Consider the following 21,764-nt stretch of genomic DNA (forward strand, 5'->3'; position numbering starts at 1 on the left):
TCGAGGAACCGGTGCCCGAGCCGGAGCCAACCATCCCGCCAGTACCGGAGCCGGCTGTTCCCTCAGAGCCAGAACCTCTGCCGGAGCCCGAGCCGGAAGAAGAACCAGCGCCCGAGACGCCAGCCGAGCCGCCGGCGCCCGAGGAGATACCAACACCTCCCGCCGTTCCGGAGCCTGCTCCCGAACCGCAGCCGCAAGAAGTCCCTGCTCCGGCGCCGGCCGAGCCGGAGATCGTCCCGTCGCGACCGGAAAAGCAGCCGGAGCCGGCCCCGGTCGAAGTGCCGACGCCTGTCGAGGTTCCAGCCGAGACACCAGCGCCGATAGAGGTGCCGACACCGGCGCCGTCCCCTCTTCAGCCGTCTTCAGAGGTCGACGCCGCCCCTCATCCGCCTGCCGGCACCTTCTCCCCGTATAGTGACGGGGAGAAGGAAGAAGTTTCAGCGCCGACGCCCAAAGCCCCGCCTGCCGAAATCGCACCTCCCATTCGCCAGCCAGCGCCGATCGAATCGCAGCCGGTCATTGCGGAAATTGCGCCCGAGCCGCAGCCTCTTCCACCACCCGCGCCGGAGTCGAAAGCCGCGCCCGGCAAGGTGACCGTCACCAAGAAGGTCGAGCAGAAGGCCGAGCCGCAGAAGGCGCCGGAGCCGGCGCCGAGGCGCTCATGGTTCCAGCGCATGAAGGACGGGCTTGCCCGCTCCTCCAAGGAGCTCACCGGCAACATTGCCGGCGTCTTCACCAAGCGCAAGCTGGACGAGGAGACGCTGCAGGACCTTGAGGATGTGCTGATCCGCGCCGATCTCGGCATGGAGACGGCCTTGCGCGTTACCGACGCGCTGGCCGCCAGTCGCTACGGCAAGGACGTCTCCGACACCGAGGTCCGCGCCATCATGGCGGCCGAGGTGGAAAAAGTGCTGACTCATGTCGCCATGCCGCTGGAGCTCGATCTCTCGCATAAGCCGCATGTCATCCTGGTGGTCGGCGTCAACGGCACCGGCAAGACCACCACCATCGGCAAGCTCGCCGCCAAGCTGACCGATGGCGGCCTGTCGGTGATGCTCGCCGCCGGCGACACCTTTCGCGCCGCCGCGATCGAGCAACTGAAGATTTGGGGCGAGCGGACGAAATCGCCCGTCATCGCCTCCAAGATCGGCGCCGATGCCGCGGGGCTGGCCTATGACGCCTTCGAGAAGGCCAGGGAAGCCGGCTCAGACGTGCTGATCATCGATACCGCCGGCCGCCTGCAGAACAAGACCGAACTGATGGCCGAGCTCGAAAAGATCGTCCGCGTGCTCGGCAAGCTCGATCCGGAAGCACCGCACACCGTGCTGCAGACGGTCGACGCCACCACCGGCCAGAACGCGCTCAACCAGGTCGAGATCTTCCGCAATATCGCCGGCGTCAACGGCCTGGTGATGACCAAGCTGGACGGCACGGCGCGCGGCGGTATTCTGGTGGCGATCGCGGCAAAGCACAAATTGCCGGTCTATTTCATCGGCGTCGGCGAACAGGTCGACGACCTCGAACCTTTCTCGGCAAGCGAATTCGCCAGGGCGATCGCTGGAGTGGCCTAACAAGCATGGCCCAAAAAGTTGCAGACTTTTTGGATCAGATCATGCGCAAGAAAGAGATTCCATGAACCCACCCATTCTCGAACGCGATCCGTCGGACCCGCAGAAGCAAAAGAAGGAAGGCGTCAATCCGCTGCTCAAGCTGGTGCTGGAGCTGGGTCCGTTGATGGTGTTCTTCTTCGCCAATGCGCGCGGCGGGTGGCTGGTGCAGAAATTCCCTGTTCTGGCCGAGTTCGGCGGGCCGATCTTCGTCGCCACCGGCCTGTTCATGGCCGCCACGGCAATCGCCCTGATCGCCTCGTGGCTGCTCACCCGCACCTTGCCGATCATGCCGATGGTGTCGGGCGTCGTCGTCTTCATCTTCGGCGCGCTGACGCTCTATCTGCAGGACGACATCTTCATCAAGATGAAGCCGACCATCGTCAACACGCTGTTCGGCGGCGTGCTGCTCGGCGGCCTCTACTTCGGCAAGTCGCTGCTTGGCTATGTCTTCGATTCAGCCTTCAGCCTCGACGCCGAAGGCTGGCGGAAACTGACCTTCCGCTGGGGCCTGTTCTTCCTGTTCCTGGCCATCGTCAATGAGTTGGTGTGGCGCAATTTTTCCACCGACGCCTGGGTTACTTTCAAGGTCTGGGGCATCATGCCGATCACGCTTCTGTTCACCTTCAGCCAGATGCCGCTGATCCTGCGTCATTCGCTAGAGGACAAGGCCGGCAAAGAAGAAAAGGCCGGAAAGTAGAAACAGCGGTTCTGCGTTCGTGAAACAATGAACCGTTCTGGGGAGAGGGACATGGAATTCATCACCACGCGCGACCAGTTGAGGACGATCTACAAGACGCCACGGCCGACCGACGGTTCTATTCGCAAGGAGCTGAAAAAACTTGACGGCCATTGCCGCTCCTTCATCGGCAAGAGCCCGTTCGTGCTGATTGGCTCGTCCGACGGTGCCGGCAATGCCGACGTGACGCCGAAGGGCGACAAACCGGGCTTTGCCACCGTTCTGGACGACACCACCATCGCCATTCCCGACCGGCCCGGCAACAACCGGCTCGACACGCTGGAAAACATCCTCGTCAATCCCTCGGTCGGGCTGCTCTTCCTCATCCCCGGCATGAACGAGACGCTGCGCGTCAACGGCGATGCCCGCATCACCGTCGACGCAAATCTGCGCGAACGGCTCGCCGTCGACGGCAGGGAGCCGCAAAGCGTTGTCGTGGTCAGCGTCAAGGCCGCCTACATGCACTGCGCAAAAGCCTTCATGCGCTCGGACCTGTGGAAGCCGGAAACCTGGTACGACCGCGCGACGCTGCCGACGCTCGGCCAGATCATGCGCGATCAGCTGGCGGTTGCCGATTCCGCCGAGGCGACCGATCGCTGGCTCGACGAGGAATACAAGAAGACGATGTGGTAGTTTTCCGGACGCGATTCGCGTCTGGGACCGATTCCATACCTTGCTGAACATCCTTGCCATTTCCGGCAGCCTGCGCGCGGCCTCCACAAATTCGGCGCTGATCGCCGCGCTGGCGCGCGAAGCGCCGCCCGGCTGCCGCGTCACCGTCCACGACGGGCTTGGCCGTCTGCCGATCTTCAATCCCGACGATGAAGGCGAGCGGACACCGCTCGAAGTCTCCAAGCTGATCGATGCCGTCAGCCGAGCCGACGGCCTGATCGTTTCCTGTCCGGAATATGCCCATGGCGTGCCGGGCGGGCTGAAGAACGCGCTCGATTGGCTGGTCTCACGCGATGCCGCTGTCGCCAAGCCCGCCATGCTGGCACACGCCTCGCCGCGCTCGCTGTTCGCCCGCGCCGCATTGGCCGAGATCATGCGCACCATGTCGTTCGCGCTTTACGACGATGTGCTGGAGATCGCCCTGCTCGGCAGGAAGCCGCCGGAGGTGGCGGGCATCCTCGACGAGCCGGCGAACCGGCAGGCGATGCATGATGTGCTGAATGCCTTCGCGGAGTTTATCCGCTCGCGTTGAGCGGCGGCCGCGCCTGCGTCGAGGCAGCGTTTACGATTGCCGACCCATCCCCGCCTTCGTCATCCTAGGGCGAAGCAAGGAGCGAAGCGACGCGGCGCAGACCCTAGGATCCATGCCGCGACATTTGTCGTAGAATGCAGCGGTTCAGGAAGACCCCGCACGGCCTGACACTGGATAACGCCCTGCGCTACAACGAGAATTCCACCGTTGCAGAGGTCGAAGTTCGCGGCATGGATCCTAGGGTCTCCGCGACGTCGCTTCGCGACTGCTTCGCCCTAGGATGACGAAGGAAAGGGCTTCGCCACGCCTTCGAACTACCCCTTTCGCAGCGTCTCCACATCGGTCTTCCCAACATACCAGTCGCGCGCGTTGACCTCTTCAAAAACCACCCAGACATCGTCATTGCTGAGACCAGTGGCGTCCATGATGGCCGCGGTGACCTTCTTGGCGATATCCGCCTTCTTGCCCGCCGGATCGGCTGATATCACTTCCTTGACGATGCGGATGTTGACGAATGGCATTTCTTGTCCTCCCGGGGATGTTCGTGCTCACGACCCGCTTCGATGAAACCGTCGAACGGTCGCCAGTGTTCAACTCTCAGTAAGTCTTGGCGCCGTTGACCATCAGCCGCACCATGTAGAGTGACGTGGTGCCGGCGATGTAGAGGCAATTCAGCTTGTTGCCGCCGAACACGCAATTGGCGGCGACTTCCGGTACCTTGACCTTGCCGATCAGCGTGCCGTCCGGATCGTAGCAATGGATGCCGTCGGCGGCACTGGTCCAGATGCGGCCGTCTTCGTCGAGCCGGAAGCCGTCGAACAGGCCCGCCGTGCAGTCGGCGAAGACTTTCTCGCCCGAAACCTTCTTGCCGCCCTTGCCGACATTGAACACCCGCATATGTGCCGGATTCTGCGCGCCGTGCGTGCGGCCGGTATCCACGACATAAAGCTTGCTCTCGTCCAGCGAGAAGGCGAGACCGTTGGGCCGGACCATGTCGGTGATGACGGCTTCGACCTCGCCGGTGCCGGGATCGACCCGGTAGACATGGCAGGCGCCGATTTCGCTCTCAGCCCTGTCGCCCTCATAATCCGTATCGATGCCGTAGCTTGGATCGGTGAACCAGATGGAACCGTCGGATTTCACCACCGCGTCGTTGGGCGAATTCAGCCGCTTGCCTTTCCATTTGGCCGCGATCGTGGTGACCGAGCCATCGAACTCGGTGCGGCTGACGCGGCGGCCCGAATGCTCGCAGGTGATCAGCCGGCCCTGCCGGTCGACGCTGTTGCCGTTGGCGTTGCCGGACGGCTGACGGAAGACGCTGACATTGCCGTCGGTCTCGTCATAGCGCAGCATGCGATTGTTGGGGATGTCGGACCAGACGACATAGCGTCCGGCGGCGAACCAGGCCGGCCCCTCCGCCCACTGGCATCCGGTGAACAGCTTCTCGACCTGCGCGTTGCCGTTGAACAGGCGCGCGAAGCGTGGATCGAGAATTTCATAATAGTCTGCGGCCGCCATGCTTTCCTCCCGGCATCAATGACAGGGATCAAGCCAGCTGGAGGGACAGAAGGCAATGTGGGTACGCACAGTGTCATGCAAAAGATCGCTTGCCGACTCTGCGCATGACGTTAGCGCCGCATTAACCGGCTATGCGTCCAGCGCAATGGTGCATTGCAACATCTTCTTTTTGCAATGCACCATTACTATGTCATGCTTCGTATCGATCAAGGGAGGAAGAAACCGCCGCCGAAATGCGGCGCCAAAAAGGAACCTTGCTATGATCCTCGACAGTCTCATGACCCGCGCTCGCAACAGCATTGCCAAGCGCAAGCACTACAACCGCCTTGTCGCCGAAATCGACAGCTTTTCCAGCCGCGATCTGGCCGACATGCGCGCCGACCGCTCGGAAATGCTCTACCAGATCCACAAGCAGATCTACGGCTGATCATTCGGTCAGCCCATCACGTTCGTCATCCTTGGGCGTAGCGGCGCGAAGCGTTGCGAAGACCCAAGGATCCATGCCGTGATTTTCGAGCACCACACCGGTGCAGAATTTGTTTGCGCTGATCCGTGATTTTCGCGCTGGCAAGCGCGCGTTTCGGACCGCCGCATTTCCCGGCGAATGTCGCGGCATGGATCCTAGGGTCTGCGCTCCGCTTCGCGTCGCTACGCCCTAGGATGACGAAGCCGTGTATAGGCGCGTCGTCGCGTCAATTCGGCGCCGCCAGCGCCTTGTCGATCTGCGGCAACAGCAACGCCTGCACCGTCTCGGGCGTCAGCGGGCCGACATGTTTGTAGGCGATCTTGCCGTCCTTGCCGATGACGAAGGTTTCCGGCACGCCGTAGACGCCCCAGTCGATCGCCGCGCGGCCCGCTTCGTCGACCCCTATCGCCTGGAACGGATTGCCGAGATCGCCAAGGAACCGGCGGGCGTTTTCCGGCTGGTCCTTGTAATTCAGCGCCGCCATGGTGAAACGCTTGTCCTGCGCCAGCGCCAGCAGCACCGGGTGCTCTTCGCGGCATGGCGCGCACCACGACGCAAAGACGTTGACCAATGTGACCTTGCCGGCGAAGGATTTCGAATCGAGCCCCGGCAGGTTTGAGCCCTCCAGCGCCGGTAGGTTGGTCTGCGGCGCAGGCAGGCCGATCAGGGCCGACGGCACTTCCGAAACATCGCGCCCCGACAGCAGCTGCGACAGGAACAGTCCGGCCAGGCCAAGGAAGATCAGCAGCGGCAACAGCACGAACAGGCGACGCGTGCGTGGCGGCGGCGTTTCCGTTTCTGTGCTCATGGCTTTGCCGCCTTGTCGGAGCGACGCCGCACGCCGGACGCCTCCAGTTCGGCAAGCTCACGCTTGCGCGCCCGCTGGTCGAGCAGGATCCAGCCGATCAATCCGGCCAGCACCACCGCGGTAATGCCATAGGCGGCGGTCACGTAAAGTGCATGCGCGCTCATGCGGCAGACCCCGCTGAAGTGCGGCCTTCCAAACCGATCATGTCGTCCAGTCTAGACATGCTTTCCCTTAGCCTCGCTCCGCCGGCTTCGCAATCCGCAGTCATACGCCGCGTCAATCCGTGCCATGACGCAGCGCCAGTGCCGCCGAGACCGGACCCAGCACGCCAAGAAACAGTGTCAGCGCGGCAAGAATGAGGAAGGGCTGCAGAAACGGATCGGGATTGGCGGTCGCCCCATAGCTTGCCGAAACGCCGAAGATCAGCACCGGAATGGTCAGCGGCAGCACCAGCACCGAAATCAGCAGCCCGCCACGCGGCAGCGCCACTGCCACGGCGGCACCGGCGGCGCCGATGAAGGTGATGGCCGGCGTGCCGACCAGCAGGGTCAGCGCCGTGGCGCCGATGCCGAGCGGCTCCATGTTCATGAACAGGCCGAGCAAGGGAGCCGCAATGACCAGCGGCAGCACGCTGCCCGCCCAATGCGCCAGGCATTTCACCAGCACCGTCAAGGCCAGCATGTGGCGATCATTGCCGAGCACCAGGAGATCGAGCGAGCCGTCCTCGCGATCGGCTTGGAACAACCGGTCGAGCCCGAGCAGACAGGACAGCAGCGCACCGATCCACAGGATCGCCGGCCCGATGCGGGCCAGCAGCTTCAGGTCCGGCCCTACTCCGAACGGGATGGTGGCGATAACGGCGAGGAAGAAGATGACCCCGGTCAGCGCCCCGCCACCGGCACGGATGTTGAGGCGGATGTCGCGCAGGAAGAGGGCTAGCATGATGTGAAATGCCTTTGCCAAGGCACCCCCCTCTGTCCTTCCGGACATCTCCCCCGCAAGGGGGGAGATCGGATGTCGTCTCGGCCTTCGCTAATCTTCAACGTTCGAAGGCTGGCGAGGGCCACGAACTGCCAATCTCCCCCCTTGCGGGGGAGATGCCTGGCAAGGCAGAGGGGGGTGCCTCGCACCGTCATCAATCCGTTCCCCCCATCACCAGTTCCACCGCCCCAGCCAATCCAAGCGGCAGATGCGTCGCCGCAACAATCATCCCGCCATCCGTGCAATGCCTCGTCATCAGCCCCGCGAACCGCGCCTCCGAAGCCTTGTCCAGCCCCGCCGTCGGCTCGTCCAGCAGCCACAATGGCCGGTGGCTGACCAGCAGTTTCGCGATCGCCGCGCGGCGTCGCTGCCCGGTCGATAGATAGCCGAACGGCAGGTGGCCGATGCCGCCGAGCCCGACCGTTTCCAGCGCCTCTTCGACCCCGAGCTGTCCGTCGCCATTGAAGTCGCGCCAGAAGCGCAAATTCTCCGCCACGCTGAGCGCCGGCTTCATTGCGTTCTGGTGGCCAAGGTAGTGACAGGCCGAGGCGATCGACGGAAACGCTTCGCCGCCACCTTCAATCTTCACGCTGCCTTCCGCCACCGGCAGCAGCCCGGCGATGATCCGCAGCAAGGTCGACTTGCCCGATCCGTTCGGCCCGGTGACGATGAGCGCCTGACACTCCTCCAGGGCAAAGCCGATGCCGGAAAACACCGCGTCGCCGCCTCGCTCGCCGCCCAGATTTTCGGCGATCAGCCGCATTCCTCGCCTGCCCTGAAACCATGTGTCGCGGCCGCTGCCGCATCGCACAAATTTGCTTTCCAACTGTCTAGAACTATTCCAGAAAATTCTCTATATGCGGTGCATCCGTGCCAGCGGTCGGCACGGGAACAGAATTAGCGCCGAACCAGCGCACGCGCCGCCTTGAACGGCTCGGGTTGCTTGGGAACGGACAGCGGAAATGGCCGTACCCGCACCTTTGCGCGTGATTGCATGCCATCGGAGTCCGTTCCCTTTCAGGCTGAACAGACAAGGATCGCACGTGTCAAAATCCCTCGACAGTTTCAATTGCCGCCGCACGCTGACCGCAGGCGGCGCTGAGTATGCCTATTTCGACCTCATCGAGGCGGAGAAGAACGGCCTCACCGGCATCTCGCAGCTACCCTATTCGATGAAGGTGCTGCTGGAAAACCTGCTGCGCAACGAAGACGGCCGCTCCGTCACCAAGGAATCGATCCAGGCGGTGGCCGGCTGGCTGACCGACAAGGGCACCGCCGGCGTTGAGATCGCCTATCGCCCGGCCCGCGTGCTGATGCAGGATTTCACCGGCGTTCCGGCCGTGGTCGACCTTGCCGCGATGCGCGACGCCATGGCTTCGCTCGGCGGCGATCCGCAGAAGATCAATCCGCTGGTGCCGGTCGACCTCGTCATCGACCATTCCGTCATCGTCGACGAATTCGGTACGCCGATGGCGTTCGCCCGCAATGTCGAGCTCGAATATGAGCGCAACGAGGAACGCTACAAATTCCTCAAATGGGGCCAGCAGGCGTTCCGCAACTTCCGCGTCGTACCGCCCGGCACCGGCATCTGCCACCAGGTCAACCTCGAATATCTCGGCCAGGTGGTGTGGACCAACACCGAGGACGGCGAAACCACAGCCTATCCCGACACCTGCGTCGGCACCGATTCGCACACCACCATGATCAACGGCCTTGGCGTGCTCGGCTGGGGCGTCGGCGGCATCGAGGCCGAGGCCGCCATGCTCGGCCAGCCCGTCTCCATGCTGCTGCCGGAAGTCATCGGCTTCCGCCTCACCGGCAGGCTCAAAGAGGGCGTCACCGCCACCGACCTCGTGCTCACCGTCACCCAGATGCTGCGCAAGAAGGGCGTCGTCGGCAAGTTCGTCGAGTTCTTCGGGCCGGGCCTCTCCAACATGACGCTGGCCGACCGCGCCACCATCGGCAACATGGCCCCCGAATATGGCGCCACCTGCGGCTTCTTCCCGGTCGACTCGGAAACCATCCGCTATCTCACAATGTCCGGCCGCAGCGAGGACCGCATCGCGCTGGTCGAGGCCTATGCCAAGGCGCAAGGGTTGTGGCGTGAGACCGGCTCGACCGATCCGGTGTTCACCGATCTGCTCGAGCTGGAACTTGGCTCCGTCGTGCCGTCGATGGCCGGACCCAAGCGGCCCGAGGGTCGCGTCGCCCTGGAAGGCATTCCGGAAGGTTTCGCCAAGGCGATGGAGACCGAATACAAGAAGGCCGCCGAAATCTCCAAACGCTACGCAGTCGAAGGCACCGACTATGATCTCGGTCACGGCGACGTCGTCATCGCCGCCATCACTTCGTGCACCAACACCTCGAACCCGAGCGTGCTGATCGGTGCCGGCCTCCTGGCCCGCAACGCCAACCGCCTCGGTTTGAAGCAGAAGCCGTGGGTGAAGACCTCGCTGGCGCCGGGCAGCCAGGTGGTAGCCGAATATCTGGAGAAATCCGGCCTGCAGAAGGAACTCGACCAGATCGGCTTCAACCTGGTCGGCTTCGGCTGCACCACCTGCATCGGCAATTCCGGCCCGCTGCCGGCGCCGATCTCCAAAACCATCAACGACAAGGGCTTGATCGCCGCCGCGGTCTTGTCCGGCAACCGCAACTTCGAAGGCCGTGTTTCGCCCGACGTGCAGGCGAACTATCTGGCCTCGCCGCCGCTGGTCGTCGCGCACGCGCTGGCCGGAACCGTCACCAAGGACCTCACGACAGAGCCGCTCGGCGAGGACAAGAACGGTGAGCCGGTGTATCTCAAGGACATCTGGCCAAGCTCGGCCGAGATCCAGGAGTTCATCGAGAAGAACGTCACCCGCGAGCTGTTCGCCCGCAAATATGCCGACGTCTTCAAGGGCGATGAGTACTGGCAGAACGTCAAGGCGCCGGAAGGCCAGACCTATGCTTGGGACGACAACTCGACCTATGTGCAGAACCCGCCCTATTTCGCCGGCATGACGTCAGGTTTCGGCAAGATCGGCGACATCAAGGGCGCCCGCGTGCTCGGCCTGTTCGGCGACAAGATCACCACCGACCACATTTCGCCGGCCGGGTCGATCAAGGCAGCGTCGCCGGCCGGAAAATATCTCACCGACCACGGCGTCGGTGTCGCCGACTTCAACCAGTACGGCACGCGGCGCGGCAATCACGAGGTGATGATGCGCGGCACCTTCGCCAACATCCGCATCCGCAACCACATGCTGGGCGAGAACGGCCGCGAGGGCGGCTACACCATCCACTACCCGTCGAAGGAAGAGGAATCGATCTACGACGCGGCGATGGAGTACAAAAGGGAAGGCGTGCCACTGGTCGTCTTCGCCGGCGTCGAATACGGCAACGGCTCGTCGCGCGACTGGGCGGCCAAGGGAACCAATCTCCTTGGTGTCCGCGCGGTCATCGCCCAGTCCTTCGAGCGCATCCATCGCTCGAACCTGGTCGGCATGGGCGTCATCCCCTTCGTCTTCGAGGAAGGCACCTCATGGGCATCGCTCAACCTCAAGGGAGACGAGCTGGTCGAGATCGACGGCTTGAGCACCATCAAGCCGCGCCAGACGATGATCGCCAAGGTCACCTATGGCGACGGCACGGTGAAGAATGTGCCGATCATCTGCCGCATCGATACGCTGGATGAGCTCGATTACTTCAAGAACGGCGGCATCCTGCAATACGTGCTGCGCGATCTGGCAGCTTAGTACGGCAGTAAGGGAGTAGGGAAGGGAATCCCTATTCCCCTATTCCCCTATTCCCCTATTCCCCTATTCTTCGGCGCTCCAAACCGCGCCGCCGCGGCCAGAAGCACGCCGAGCATCAGCCCGTTGAGGAGGTGCCAGAGGAAGTGCGTGCCGAGCGGGAAGCCGCCGCAGACCAGCGGATCGATCATCCGGCAGATGACCGACACCACGAAGATCGCCGACCCCGCCAGATTGTACCAGCCGGCGCGATTGCCGCTGGCCGCCACCAGCGCGCCGAAGAAGGCGAGCGCCAGGAACGGCGGCAGATAGCCCGTCGTGCCGTTCGACGCCTGGCGCAGCCAGTCCGGCACGGCCAGGGTTATCGCCCCGGTAATCACATAGAAGGCGATGAAGATGGCTATGGCCTTGCCCCATCGCAGGCCGAGGAAGCGGCGCAGGTTGAACAGCGTGTAGGCCAGCGTGAAGCCGGCGATCGGCAGCACGTCGGCCCAGACCGTGCCCTTGGTGGCAAAGGTGTGGAAGATCGTCGAGCCGATGCCGATCGCCACCACCCACCAGGCCAGCACCTCGGCGAAGGCGCCGGTGCCCAGCCTTCGCACCTCGCGCACGCCCCACAGGCCGGCGGCGATGAAGGCGAGGTTGGTCAGGGCGTTAACCGGCTCGGACCAGAATTCCGGGCCGGTCCGCTCGCAATAGAGGTCGACCGGCGCCAAAAACGTTTGCCACATCGTGATTGCCGCCCGAATCGGTTTCTATCCTGAAGCGCAGATCCTTCCTATTGCGGGGTTGCGGTCGGCTGCAATGACAAAATTTCACCGCAACGTGACTTCCCGTTGACTTCCGCTTCTGCCACATATTTTAGCAATCAAGATAAAGCCGGCACCACCGGCGGGAATCGGAATGGCCATGGCCTCGCGAAAATCATTGTGGCTGGCAGCTCTTGCGCTGGCCTTCTCGGCGTCTGCCGGCGCCGGGCATGCCGGCGAGTCCGATCGCGCCCATGCCGACCGGGTCCAGATCGACAGGCCCCAGATCGACAAGCCATTGGGCGTGGTGGAGCTGTTCACCAGCCAGGGCTGCAGTTCCTGCCCGCCGGCCGATACGCTGTTCTCTGAACTTGCCGCCAAGGAAGATATCGTCGCGCTCGCCTATCACGTCGACTATTGGGATTATCTCGGCTGGCAGGACACGCTGGGCCGCAAGGAGAACACCGAGCGGCAATACGACTATATGCGCGCCTTCGGCAGCCGCTCCGTCTATACGCCGCAGGCCGTCATCAATGGCCGCGTCCACGTCAACGGCGCCAGCCGCGGCGAGGTAGATGGCGCGCTCGCCCGCATGGCCAAAAGCGGCGAAGGCATGCGCGTCGCCGTCAAGGTCAGCCGCACCAGCGACCGTGTGATGATCGACGCCGGTGATGCCGGCAACGGCCCCAGCGACGCCCACGTCGTCATCGTCTATTTCGACCCGCCGCAGACGGTCAAGGTCGGCGAGGGCGAGAATACCGGCCGCAAGATGACCTACTGGAACGCCGTCACCGGCATCCAGACCGCCGGCATGTGGCATGGCAAGGCACAGCGCTACGAACTGCCGATGAGCGAGATCGCCAAAAAGGGCGGCTGCGCAGTGCTGCTGCAGTCGGTCGGCAAAGACGGCATGCCCGGTCCCATTCTCGGCGCCGCGTTCATCCACAAGCCGTAACGGACGCTGGCGCCGCCCCCAGCTTCGCTAGGACTGTGGATGGGAGGGGCCCCTCATCCGGCCGCTTCGCCGCCACCCTCTCCCCGCGGGGAGAAGAGGTAAAGCGCCGCCGCGATCTCCTCTCCCCTCGGGGAGAGGTCGGATTATCCCTTCGCAATTCGGTTGGCAATCCGGGTGAGGGGGACGCGACGCTCGGTGAAAACCGCACTCGACTCACCAGCCAATAAAAAACCGACGCCAGCTTGCTTCTGACGTCGGTCATTTAGGTTTTGGGATCGTCGCACCCGGTTCTTCCGGAGAAGAGCCGAGGTTGGTTCGATCCGACGCAGACCCGTGGGCGGGGGGCTTGGGGTTTACGAGCCGGTGCCGGACCGAACCGTCTCAGGCAACACCTGTAAATTCGTCGGACATTGGGGCATGAGCGCGGATAAAAAAAGGCAGAAATGTGGCGGAACATCACCAATTCCAACACGGCGTTTCATAAAAGTGACTGGACGTTGCGGAAACAGCGCGGCGCGGGGCCCGCTTCGCCCGGGTCTTGCAATTCAATCGCGAACGCGCCAACTTTGGTTGGCAAAGATTCATTTTGAAGGATCGAGGCATGACCGATGACAGCGGCGGGACGGGGGATGGGGACGCATCCGCGATATTGATCCCGCTGCACGAGGCGCGACGCGAACGTCTCGATCAGCCGGTGCGGTTCGACCGGCGCGAGTTGGACCAGATCCTCAGGCTCTACGGACGCATGGTCGCCGCCAATGAATGGCGCGACTACGCCATCGATCATCTCGCAGACCGCGCTGTGTTTTCCGTATTCCGCCGCACCAGCGAAGTGCCGCTGTTCCAGATCGTCAAGGATCCGAAACTGGCCCGCAAGCAGGGCGCCTTTGCCGTCATCGCCGCCGGCGGCCGCATCTTGAAGCGCGGCCAGGAACTCGGCCGCGTGCTCGGTGTGTTCGACAGCAAGCTGAAGCTGGTCGAAGCCTGAGCAGGGAATTAGATCAGGGGAATTGAAGAAATGGAGAATTGATGAGTTGAAGAAAAGGCCCCCAGCGTCATCTGTTGCCGCCGCTTCCTTTATTCTTCAGTTCTTCAATTCCCCAATTCTTCAGTTCCTTCTTCAGTCCCCTCTAAGGCGAAACTTCCGCTCCGGCAGCGAACTCGGATCGGGCGGCGCCGAGGCACCGCCATTCAGCGACAGCTGCATGAACACCGTGTCCAGCCAGCGCCCGTGCTTGTAGCCGGAACCTTCAAGGCGGCCCGAATGGCGAAAGCCGAGCTTTTCGTGCAGCCGCACCGAGGCACTGTCGGGACGGCCGTCGCCGATCACCGCGATGATCTGGCGAAAGCCCGCCGTCCGCACCGCCTCGATCAGGCTTTGCATCAGCTTGAGCCCGACGCCCTGGCCCTTGGCCTCGGGCGCGACATAGACCGAATCCTCGACGATGAAGCGATAGGCCGGGCGTGGCCGGAAGGCGCCAGCATAAGCGTAGCCGAGCACCGCGCCGTCCTTCTCCGCCACCAGGTAAGGAAAGCCGCCGGCCATCAGGCTGTCGAATCGAACACCCATCTCCGTGCGGCTCGGCGGCTCCAGCTCATAGCTCGCCGTGCCCTGGGTCACCGCGTCGGCATAGATGTCCGTGACGCAGTCGAGGTCGGCCACCGTGGCAGGCCGGATCGTAATATTGCTCATTGTTTATGCATGCCGTTTCTCTGCTCGCAATAACAGCAAAGCCCGAGACAAAAGAAAAGGGCGGCCGTTGGGCCGCCCTTTCGGAAGTTGATGGTCCAATCGCTTAGCGGCGGTCGCCCATGAACTGCAGCAGGAACATGAACAGGTTGATGAAGTCGAGATAGAGCGTCAGCGCGCCCATGATCGCCTTGCGGCCCGCGACGTCGGAAGTGTCGCCCTCGAAATACATCTCCTTGATCTTCTGCGTGTCATAGGCGGTGAGACCCGAGAAGATCAACACGCCTAGTGCCGAGACGGCGAAGGACAATGCCGACGACTGCAGGAAGATGTTGATCACCGACGCGATGATGATGCCGAACACGCCCATGATCAGGAACGAACCGAAAGCGGTCAGGTCGCGCTTGGTCGTGTAGCCATAGAGCGACAGCGCGCCGAAGGCCGCGGCGGTTGCGAAGAAGGTCTGCGAAATGCTGGCCGTGGTGTAGACCAAGAAGATCGAAGACAACGACAGACCGACGAGGCCGGCATAGATCCAGAACGTCGTCTGCGCCGCCGAAACACTCATCGACTGGACGCGGAACGACAGGAACAGCACGGCGGCCAGCGGCGCCAGCATCACCACCCAGCGCAGCGGCGAACCGAAGATCGCGTAGCCGAACGAGGTCAGCATCTCGCCGCTTGGCAGCGTCGCAACAGCCGAAGCCGGATCTGTGGTGGTGGCCAGCATGATCGTGCCGACAGCGGCAAGACCGGTGATGAGGAGGCCAAGCCCCATCAGATTGTAAACCTTGATCATGTAGGCGCGCAGGCCCTGATCGATGTCAGCACCGACGCTGACGCCGGGCACGGCGCGCGTCTGGTAGTTGCGAATGGGATCAGCCATTGTAGTCCTCTATTGCTTCTGCCCCGTCCGGTGTCAGGTCCTTCCGGACCCAGGCGCCGCTGGCAGGGCTCCAGCATGCCTGTGGCGAAATATGATGGTTATTCGCGTCAAGAACAAGACCGTAACCGGATGTAACGGTTCGTGAGGCAACGAAGTGCCGATTCCTCGGCTTTCCGGACGGCTTTCTTACCAAGATTTAATCCAGGATGCCATTCCGGGCCTGTCGTCACAGATTGCGCAGCACCGGCGCTGCCTTGTGGCCGAGCACCCGCCAGGTGCCGGCGAGACCAATGCCGACCGTGATCACCAGCGAAAACAGAATGGTTGCCACCGCCACCTCGGGCATGAAATGCGACGGCAATGTCATGATGCGCGCGACGACGAACCAGGCGGCTGCGCTGCCCGCCGCCAGCGCGAAGATGGCGGTGGCCAGCCCGATCAGCATATATTCGAGCGAGAAGGCCGATATCAGCGTCGTGCGTGTCGCACCCAGCGTCTTCAACACCACCGCATCATGGATGCGCGCCCGGTTGCCGGCTGCAAGCGCGCCGGCCAGCACCAGCACCGAAGCGATCAGCGCCACGCCGGCCGCCGCCCGGATCGCCGTGCCGAGTTGCCCGACCAGCCGGTGGACGACATCGAGCGCGTCCTTGACCCGCACCGTCGTCACCGCCGGGAAGGCGCGGGTGACGGCGTTGAGGATGCGGGCGTCGTCAGCCGTCGAGGCACTCTTTTCGGTCAGCGTCGCCATCCAGCCATGCGGGGCGCCTGCGAATGTGTTGGGCGAGAACACCATGACGAAATTGATACCCATCGTCTCCCATTCGACCTGGCGGAAATTGACGATCCTGGCCGTGACATTGCGGCCCAGCACATTGACGGTGATGGTGTCGCCGAGCTTCAGCCCGATCTCCTTGCCTTCTTGCGCCGAAAACGAAACCAGCGGTTCGCCGCTGTAATTTTCGGGCCACCAACTGCCCTCGGTCAACGTCGCGTTCTCCGGCTGCCTGGTGTCATAGGTCAGGCCGCGGTCCCCCCTCAGCACCCAGGCGCCTTCCGCCGGAACCTTCACCTTGTCGACATCGACACCGTTCAGCGCCATCACCCGGCCGCGCAGCATCGGCACCTTGGCCAGCACGCCCTGCGGCGCCTCCTTGCCGATCAGCGCCGAGAAAGACGCGACATCGGCGCTCTGGATGTCGACGAAGAAGAAGTTCGGCGCCCGTTCCGGCAGGCTGCCGGAGATCTGCCGCCTGAGATTGCCGTCGATCAGCGCCAGCGTCACCAGCAGCGTCAGCCCGAGCCCCAAGGACAGCACCACCGATGGCGTCAAGGCGCCTGGCCGATGAATGTTGCCGATAGCGAGCCTGAGCGCCACGAAGCGAACGCGCGGGCTTTTCCTGGCCGCCCATTGCACCAGTGCGCCGACCACGCGCAGCACCAGGAAGGCGAAGACGGTAGCACCGACAAAGATCGAGGCTATGCGCTGGTCGCCCGAGAACAGAATGGCCAGCGCCGCCAGCAACAGCGCGATGCCTATGGCCGCCGCGACATAGGCGGGGCGCGGCAAGCCGCGGCCTTCCAGCCCCATTTCGCGAAACAGCGCGGTTGCCGGCACGTCGCGGGCGCGGCCGAGCGGCAGCAGCGCGAAAGCCAACGTCACCAGCAGGCCGAACAGCGCCGCCATGCCGAGCGCGCCAGGATAGAAGCCGCCTTCGGCCGGCACCGGAATGACGGATTGCAAGGCCGCACTCGCCGCGAACGGCATCAGTGCGCCGAGCACAAGGCCCAGCACGATACCCAATCCGGCAATGATCAGGATCTGCACGAGATAGACGGCAAAGACGAAGCCGCCCGAAGCGCCCAGGCTCTTGAAGGTGGCGATGACGCCGCGCTTGCCGTCGAGATACGCGCGCACCGCATTGGCGACGCCCACACCGCCGACCACCAGCGCCGTCAGCCCGACCAGGGTCAGGAACTGCGAGAAGCGTTCAATGTTCGACGACAGTGCGGGCGCCGCGTTGCTGCGTGTGCGGATCGACCAGCCTGCTTCAGGGAAATCCGTGGCGGCCTGGTCCTGGACGGCCTTCAGCCGCAGCTCGTCGGCGTCTGCCGGCAGCCGGATCTTGTAGGCATTCTCGACCAGGCTGCCCGGCTGGATCAGTCCAGTCGCCGCCAGCCCGTCGGTCGAGATCATCAGCCTTGGCGCGAAGCCGAAACCGTCGGACACGGCGTCCGGTTCGGCGACCAGCCTGGCGCGCAGTTCGAAAGTGGCGGTGCCGAGCTTCAGCCGGTCGCCGATCTTGACGTGCAGCCGCTCGAACAGAAGATCGGGTGCCGCCGCACCGAAGACGCCGAACTCTTCGCCGAACAATTCCTGTTTCGACAGTGCCGGCTCGGTCTCCAGCGTGCCATAGAGCGGATAGGCATGGTCGACCGCCTTGGCCTCGACCAGCGCCTGGTCGGATCCGTCGGCCAGACGCGCCATCGAACGCATACTGGCGGTCCGGGAAACCGTGCCGAGCCCGTCAAGGAAACTGCGCTCCGCCTGGCTGGCGTCACGCTGGTTGATCTCGAAGCGAAGGTCGCCGCCCAGCAGCGTCTGGCCCTGATTGGCGACACCGGCGGTGATCGAACGCGCCACCGAGTTGACGCCGCCGATGGCCGCGACGCCGAGCGCGATGCAGGCGAGAAAGATCAGGAAGCCGGACAGGCCGCCGCGCATCTCGCGCAACGAGAAGCGGACAGCGAGCCTCAACGTCCGGGACAGCGGCATCAGGCCGTCACCTTGACCGGCGCCGGTGCCTCGATCCGGCCCGAGCGCATCGAAACCTGGCGCGAACAGCGTGCCGCGAGCGCCGGATCATGCGTCACCAGCACCAGCGTCATGCCACGCTCGGCCGCCTTCGCAAACAGGAGGTCGGCGACCTGCCGCCCGGTCGCCTGGTCCAGATTGCCGGTCGGCTCGTCGGCGATCAGGATGCGCGGCGACGGCGCCAATGCGCGGGCGATCGCCACGCGCTGCTGCTCGCCGCCCGACAACTCGCCGGGATAGTGGGTGACGCGGTCGCTGAGGCCAACCGCCGCCAGCTCGCGCGCCGCCACCGCGAACGGATCGGAATGGCCGGCCAGTTCCAGCGGCACCGCGACATTTTCGAGCGCCGTCATGTTGGGAATGAGATGGAAGGACTGGAACACGATGCCAATGTTTCGGCCACGAAACGAAGCAATCTGGTCCTCGCTTTTGCCGTTGAGCAGCTCGCCGGCGATTCGGACCGTACCCGAATCGACCCTTTCCAGGCCTGCCAGGACCATCAGTAAGGTCGACTTGCCGGAACCCGAAGGTCCGACGATGCCGGTCGCCTCGCCGGTCGCCACATCGAGGCTGACACCCTTCAGCACATGGACCGATGAAGCACCCTCGCCAAGGGTCAGGGAAACATCTTTCAGCGCGATGACGGCTTCTGTCAAAATGAAATCGTCCTATATCTGGGGAGGCTCTGCTTGCCGGAAGCCGTCGACTGAAGAATTCCTAGCTCATATGGGGCCTGCCGCATGTCTTTCAAACGCAGTATTGCCGCAGGCTTCATGGTTCTCCTCGCCATTTGCGGCGCCATGTCGTCAGCGCGTGCCGAGCCGTTCAAGATCGTCGGCTTCGGTGACAGCCTGATGGCGGGCTTCGGCCTTGGCCCGGACCAGGGCTTTACCGACAGGCTGCAGGCGGCGCTTGGCGCCAAGGGCCACGATGTGACCGTCGCCAATGCCGGCGTCTCCGGCGACACGACGAGCGGCGGCCTGGCGCGGCTTGACTGGTCGGTGCCGGACGGCACGCAACTGGTCATCCTCGAACTCGGCGCCAACGACATGCTGCGCGGCGTTTCGCCCGACATCGCCAGGAAGAACCTCGACGAGATGCTGAGCAAGCTGAAGCAGCGCAAAATTGCCGTGCTTCTGGCCGGCATGCGCGCCGCACCCAATCTCGGCCCCGACTACCAGCGCGCCTTCGACGCCATTTTTCCGGACCTGGCGAAGAAATATGACGTCGCGCTCTACCCGTTCTTTCTCGACGGCGTCGCCGGCCAGCCCGGCATGCAGCTCGAGGACGGCCTGCATCCGAGCGCACGAGGCGTCGGCCAGATGGTCGAACGCATCCTGCCGACGGTGGAGAAGGTGATCGCGGCAGTGCCGGGCGATTCCTAACGGATTGGAACTGTTTGCGCCCAACGAGCTTTTAACGGGGAGTGTGGCCAACAAACCTCTTGCCCCGTTTGACTATCGATGATTCGCTATGGGTACAGTTCGATTCGAGGAAGGGAGGCTCTTCATGCCGCGTCTTTTCACCGCCCTCGAAATTCCGCGTGACGCTGCCCTTTCGCTGTCCCTGCTGCGGGGCGGCCTGCCCGGCGCCCGCTGGATCGATGTCGAAAACTACCATCTGACGCTGCGCTTCATCGGCGATGTCCCCGGCCATGTCGCCGACGAGATCGCCAACGCGCTCGACCGCGTCCACCGCCCTTCCTTCTCGCTGGCGCTGTCCGGCGTCGGCGCTTTCGGCCAGAAGAAGCCGCATGCGGTGTGGGCGGGCGCTTCCGCCTCGCCCGATCTGGCCGCCCTTCAAGGTGAGATCGACCGCATCTGCCAGCGGCTCGGCATCCCGGCCGACCCGCGCAAATTCATGCCGCATGTGACGCTGGCGCGCTTACGCAATTCGACCCCGCTGGACGTGGCCCAATATCTGTCGGCGCGCGGCAATTTCTCGACGCTGCCGTTCCGCATCGGCCGTTTCGTGCTGATGTCGTCGCGCGATTCGGTTGGCGGCGGACCCTATATCGTCGAGGAAGCCTGGCCGCTGTCAGGCACGGACGCCCGCGCCTCCAGCCTTGTCGCCAGCGCCTCCGACGCCTCGCGGATCATGCGATAGGCGGAAGCAAAGGCTTCTGCCTCGTCATGATAAGGATCCGGCACGTCGCGTGCCTTTCCCTGCGCGAACTCCAGGAACAGATGGATGCGGTCCTGCACGGCCGCCGGCGCCAGCGCCTTCAGGTCGGCGACATTCGACCGGTCCATGCCGAGGATCAGGTCGAAACGGTGGAGATCCTGCGGCGTGACCTTGCGCGCCCGCTGTCCGGAAATGTCGACGCCGTGCCGTGCCGCAACCGCGATCGCGCGTCGATCGGGGGCAGAGCCGGCCTCCCAGTCACTGGTTCCCGCTGAATCGAGCAGGATATCCCGGGCCGACCCGCGCTCCGCCCAAACGGCGCGGAAGACACCTTCCGCCAGCGGCGACCGGCAGATGTTGCCGAGGCAGACGAAGAGAATGGAATTTATGGGCTTCGCGCTCATCGATCCGTCGCTATGGTGAGGGTCGTTTTCGAATAGCACAGGATATGGACATGGCGAGAGAGAAACTGGGCAGGCAAGCCGCTGAAGCCGCATTGACCGGTCTCGACGGCTGGGCGCTGGCGGAAGACGGCGCCTCCATCAAGCGCACATTCACCTTCGCGAATTTCTCCGAGGCTTTCGCCTTCATGACCCGCGTCGCGCTTGCCGCCGAGACGATGGACCATCATCCCGACTGGTCGAATGTCTACAAGACAGTCGACGTGACGCTGAACACCCACGACGCCGGCGGCGTCACCGCGCTCGATATCGATCTGGCCAAGAAAATGAACCGTTTTGCCGGCGCCTGAGGCCTTGATATCGTCTCGGCAGGCCCAAATCGGCACCGGCATCTTGTAGCGGAGGTCGGGTTTCACCACATTTTCCCCCGCGGGCATGCGCCGGGTGCGCATGGGCGCTCGCAAGGAGAGACTGATGGCGCAACAATCCGGTTTTGATTTCTTCGGCTTTGGCGGCAAGCTGGCGGACGAGAGCGAAGTGCGCGAGAAATTCTGGCGCACAGCCAAGAAGGCCGCACGGCAGATCCCCTTCATGGAAGAGGTCGTGGCCGCCTATTACTGCGCCATGGACAAGAACACGCCGCTGCGCGCCAAAGGCATTCTGCTGGCCGCACTCGGCTATTTCGTGCTGCCGGTGGATGTCATCCCCGACTTCGTCTTCGGGCTTGGCTTCACCGACGACATCGCCGTGCTCACCGCCGCGATCACCGCCGTCAGTGCCCACATCACCACTGCGCACCGGCAGGCCGCCAGGGACGCCATGGCCGACAAGGGCTGAACGCGCGCGCGGAACGCCGTTCAAGCCGGCTTTCGGCGACAGCGTAAAAAGTCAAACTCTTGCCGCTTTCGTGGCCTCCAAGTCGCCAAAGGGATGTCGCGCCACCCGCTCGCAAGGCGGCGGCGCGGGAATGGCGGCGGTTTCCTCGGGTGAGGGTCCTTTTCTCTTCGGAAATTCACCGTTTGGTAACCCAGATTAAATCAAAATGAAGCGACGGGCAGGACGCCAAGCCGGCCTGCCTCCGCACCAGTTG

General features: G+C 63.6%; 24 protein-coding genes. 12 read left to right on the forward strand and 12 right to left on the reverse strand.

Annotated features, from left to right (window positions below; translation table 11 throughout):
• From ftsY to EN943_RS15010, 4 genes are all read left to right on the forward strand, one after another.
• Window positions 1-1,571, forward strand: a 1,571-nt coding sequence (gene ftsY / locus EN943_RS38350) for a signal recognition particle-docking protein FtsY (protein WP_127413180.1), incomplete at its 5' end; no start/stop codon positions are given.
• Window positions 1,572-1,632: 61 nt separating this feature from the next.
• Complete coding sequence (locus EN943_RS15000; protein ID WP_127413182.1) at window positions 1,633-2,307, forward strand: septation protein A; 675 nt, start codon at window positions 1,633-1,635, stop codon at window positions 2,305-2,307.
• Between the two features lie 51 nt (window positions 2,308-2,358).
• The gene (locus EN943_RS15005) at window positions 2,359-2,979 is read left to right on the forward strand and encodes a pyridoxamine 5'-phosphate oxidase family protein (RefSeq protein ID WP_127260125.1); all 621 of its coding nucleotides are present in this window, start codon (window positions 2,359-2,361) and stop codon (window positions 2,977-2,979) included.
• A gap of 40 nt (window positions 2,980-3,019) precedes the next feature.
• Window positions 3,020-3,550: an NADPH-dependent FMN reductase gene (locus tag EN943_RS15010; protein ID WP_127413184.1), complete on the forward strand. Its 531-nt coding sequence runs from the start codon at window positions 3,020-3,022 to the stop codon at window positions 3,548-3,550.
• Window positions 3,551-3,864: 314 nt separating this feature from the next.
• Here EN943_RS15010 and EN943_RS15015 read toward each other — a convergent pair whose 3' ends face one another.
• Together EN943_RS15015 and EN943_RS15020 are read right to left on the reverse strand one after the other, a co-directional pair.
• Window positions 3,865-4,071, reverse strand: a complete 207-nt coding sequence (locus tag EN943_RS15015) for a 4-oxalocrotonate tautomerase family protein (protein WP_023811297.1) — start codon at window positions 4,069-4,071, stop codon at window positions 3,865-3,867.
• Window positions 4,072-4,147: 76 nt separating this feature from the next.
• On the reverse strand, window positions 4,148-5,068 hold the full coding sequence (locus tag EN943_RS15020) for an SMP-30/gluconolactonase/LRE family protein (RefSeq protein ID WP_127413185.1): 921 nt from the start codon (window positions 5,066-5,068) through the stop codon (window positions 4,148-4,150).
• Window positions 5,069-5,327: 259 nt separating this feature from the next.
• On the opposite strand from EN943_RS15020, the gene EN943_RS15025 reads away from it, so the two are divergent.
• Entirely contained in the window at window positions 5,328-5,495 is a 168-nt protein-coding gene (locus EN943_RS15025; protein ID WP_013528833.1) for a hypothetical protein, read from the forward strand.
• Window positions 5,496-5,760: 265 nt separating this feature from the next.
• Here the strand turns inward: EN943_RS15025 and EN943_RS15030 are convergent, their stop codons facing one another.
• From EN943_RS15030 to ccmA, 4 genes are all read right to left on the reverse strand, one after another.
• Entirely contained in the window at window positions 5,761-6,342 is a 582-nt protein-coding gene (locus tag EN943_RS15030; RefSeq protein ID WP_127413187.1) for a DsbE family thiol:disulfide interchange protein, read from the reverse strand.
• Complete coding sequence (gene ccmD / locus EN943_RS15035; RefSeq protein ID WP_127268184.1) at window positions 6,339-6,506, reverse strand: heme exporter protein CcmD; 168 nt, start codon at window positions 6,504-6,506, stop codon at window positions 6,339-6,341. The genes EN943_RS15030 and ccmD overlap by 4 nt, the downstream gene beginning before the upstream one ends.
• 112 nt (window positions 6,507-6,618) lie before the next feature.
• Entirely contained in the window at window positions 6,619-7,284 is a 666-nt protein-coding gene (gene ccmB / locus EN943_RS15040; protein WP_127296337.1) for a heme exporter protein CcmB, read from the reverse strand.
• A 193-nt stretch (window positions 7,285-7,477) separates the two neighbouring features.
• Window positions 7,478-8,086, reverse strand: coding sequence for a heme ABC exporter ATP-binding protein CcmA (gene ccmA / locus EN943_RS15050; protein ID WP_127413189.1), 609 nt, complete (start codon window positions 8,084-8,086; stop codon window positions 7,478-7,480).
• Window positions 8,087-8,366: 280 nt separating this feature from the next.
• Here ccmA and acnA point away from each other — a divergent pair, with 280 nt between their 5' ends.
• Window positions 8,367-11,057 (forward strand): aconitate hydratase AcnA, encoded by a 2,691-nt coding sequence (gene acnA / locus EN943_RS15055; protein WP_127413190.1) that lies wholly within the window; start codon window positions 8,367-8,369, stop codon window positions 11,055-11,057.
• Window positions 11,058-11,104: 47 nt separating this feature from the next.
• Here the strand turns inward: acnA and EN943_RS15060 are convergent, their stop codons facing one another.
• The gene (locus EN943_RS15060; RefSeq protein ID WP_127413192.1) at window positions 11,105-11,785 is read right to left on the reverse strand and encodes a ceramidase domain-containing protein; all 681 of its coding nucleotides are present in this window, start codon (window positions 11,783-11,785) and stop codon (window positions 11,105-11,107) included.
• Between the two features lie 172 nt (window positions 11,786-11,957).
• Between EN943_RS15060 and EN943_RS15065 the strand changes: the two genes are divergently transcribed.
• The gene (locus EN943_RS15065) at window positions 11,958-12,758 is read left to right on the forward strand and encodes a thioredoxin family protein (protein WP_127413193.1); all 801 of its coding nucleotides are present in this window, start codon (window positions 11,958-11,960) and stop codon (window positions 12,756-12,758) included.
• Window positions 12,759-13,359: 601 nt separating this feature from the next.
• Complete coding sequence (locus EN943_RS15070) at window positions 13,360-13,746, forward strand: DUF2794 domain-containing protein (protein WP_127269004.1); 387 nt, start codon at window positions 13,360-13,362, stop codon at window positions 13,744-13,746.
• A 132-nt stretch (window positions 13,747-13,878) separates the two neighbouring features.
• Here EN943_RS15070 and EN943_RS15075 read toward each other — a convergent pair whose 3' ends face one another.
• The 4 genes from EN943_RS15075 to EN943_RS15090 all read right to left on the reverse strand — a co-directional run bounded on the left by EN943_RS15075 (window position 13,879) and on the right by EN943_RS15090 (window position 18,805).
• Window positions 13,879-14,451 (reverse strand): GNAT family N-acetyltransferase, encoded by a 573-nt coding sequence (locus EN943_RS15075; protein WP_127413195.1) that lies wholly within the window; start codon window positions 14,449-14,451, stop codon window positions 13,879-13,881.
• Window positions 14,452-14,554: 103 nt separating this feature from the next.
• On the reverse strand, window positions 14,555-15,334 hold the full coding sequence (locus tag EN943_RS15080; protein WP_127413197.1) for a Bax inhibitor-1/YccA family protein: 780 nt from the start codon (window positions 15,332-15,334) through the stop codon (window positions 14,555-14,557).
• Between the two features lie 226 nt (window positions 15,335-15,560).
• Entirely contained in the window at window positions 15,561-18,110 is a 2,550-nt protein-coding gene (locus tag EN943_RS15085; protein ID WP_127413199.1) for an ABC transporter permease, read from the reverse strand.
• The gene (locus EN943_RS15090; protein ID WP_024504015.1) at window positions 18,110-18,805 is read right to left on the reverse strand and encodes an ABC transporter ATP-binding protein; all 696 of its coding nucleotides are present in this window, start codon (window positions 18,803-18,805) and stop codon (window positions 18,110-18,112) included. Before EN943_RS15090 ends, EN943_RS15085 begins: the two co-directional genes overlap by 1 nt.
• 84 nt (window positions 18,806-18,889) lie before the next feature.
• On the opposite strand from EN943_RS15090, the gene EN943_RS15095 reads away from it, so the two are divergent.
• Both EN943_RS15095 and thpR read left to right on the forward strand, forming a co-directional pair.
• A complete protein-coding gene (locus EN943_RS15095) occupies window positions 18,890-19,534 on the forward strand; it encodes an arylesterase (RefSeq protein ID WP_127413201.1) in 645 nt (214 codons plus the stop codon).
• A gap of 124 nt (window positions 19,535-19,658) precedes the next feature.
• Window positions 19,659-20,255 (forward strand): RNA 2',3'-cyclic phosphodiesterase, encoded by a 597-nt coding sequence (gene thpR / locus EN943_RS15100; protein ID WP_023811312.1) that lies wholly within the window; start codon window positions 19,659-19,661, stop codon window positions 20,253-20,255.
• Here the strand turns inward: thpR and EN943_RS15105 are convergent.
• Window positions 20,159-20,677 carry a low molecular weight protein-tyrosine-phosphatase gene (locus EN943_RS15105; protein ID WP_127413202.1) on the reverse strand — a complete coding sequence of 173 codons (519 nt, stop codon included), beginning with the start codon at window positions 20,675-20,677 and terminating at the stop codon, window positions 20,159-20,161. The two genes, thpR and EN943_RS15105, sit on opposite strands and share 97 nt — an antisense overlap.
• A 50-nt stretch (window positions 20,678-20,727) precedes the next feature.
• On the opposite strand from EN943_RS15105, the gene EN943_RS15110 reads away from it, so the two are divergent.
• Both EN943_RS15110 and EN943_RS15115 read left to right on the forward strand, forming a co-directional pair.
• Window positions 20,728-21,024: a 4a-hydroxytetrahydrobiopterin dehydratase gene (locus tag EN943_RS15110; protein ID WP_023811314.1), complete on the forward strand. Its 297-nt coding sequence runs from the start codon at window positions 20,728-20,730 to the stop codon at window positions 21,022-21,024.
• A gap of 124 nt (window positions 21,025-21,148) precedes the next feature.
• A complete protein-coding gene (locus EN943_RS15115) occupies window positions 21,149-21,511 on the forward strand; it encodes a YkvA family protein (RefSeq protein ID WP_127413204.1) in 363 nt (120 codons plus the stop codon).
• The last annotated feature ends 253 nt before the right edge of the window (window positions 21,512-21,764 follow it).

The sequence above is a fragment of the Mesorhizobium sp. M7A.F.Ca.US.006.01.1.1 genome (genome assembly GCF_003997935.1).
GTDB lineage: Bacteria > Pseudomonadota > Alphaproteobacteria > Rhizobiales > Rhizobiaceae > Mesorhizobium.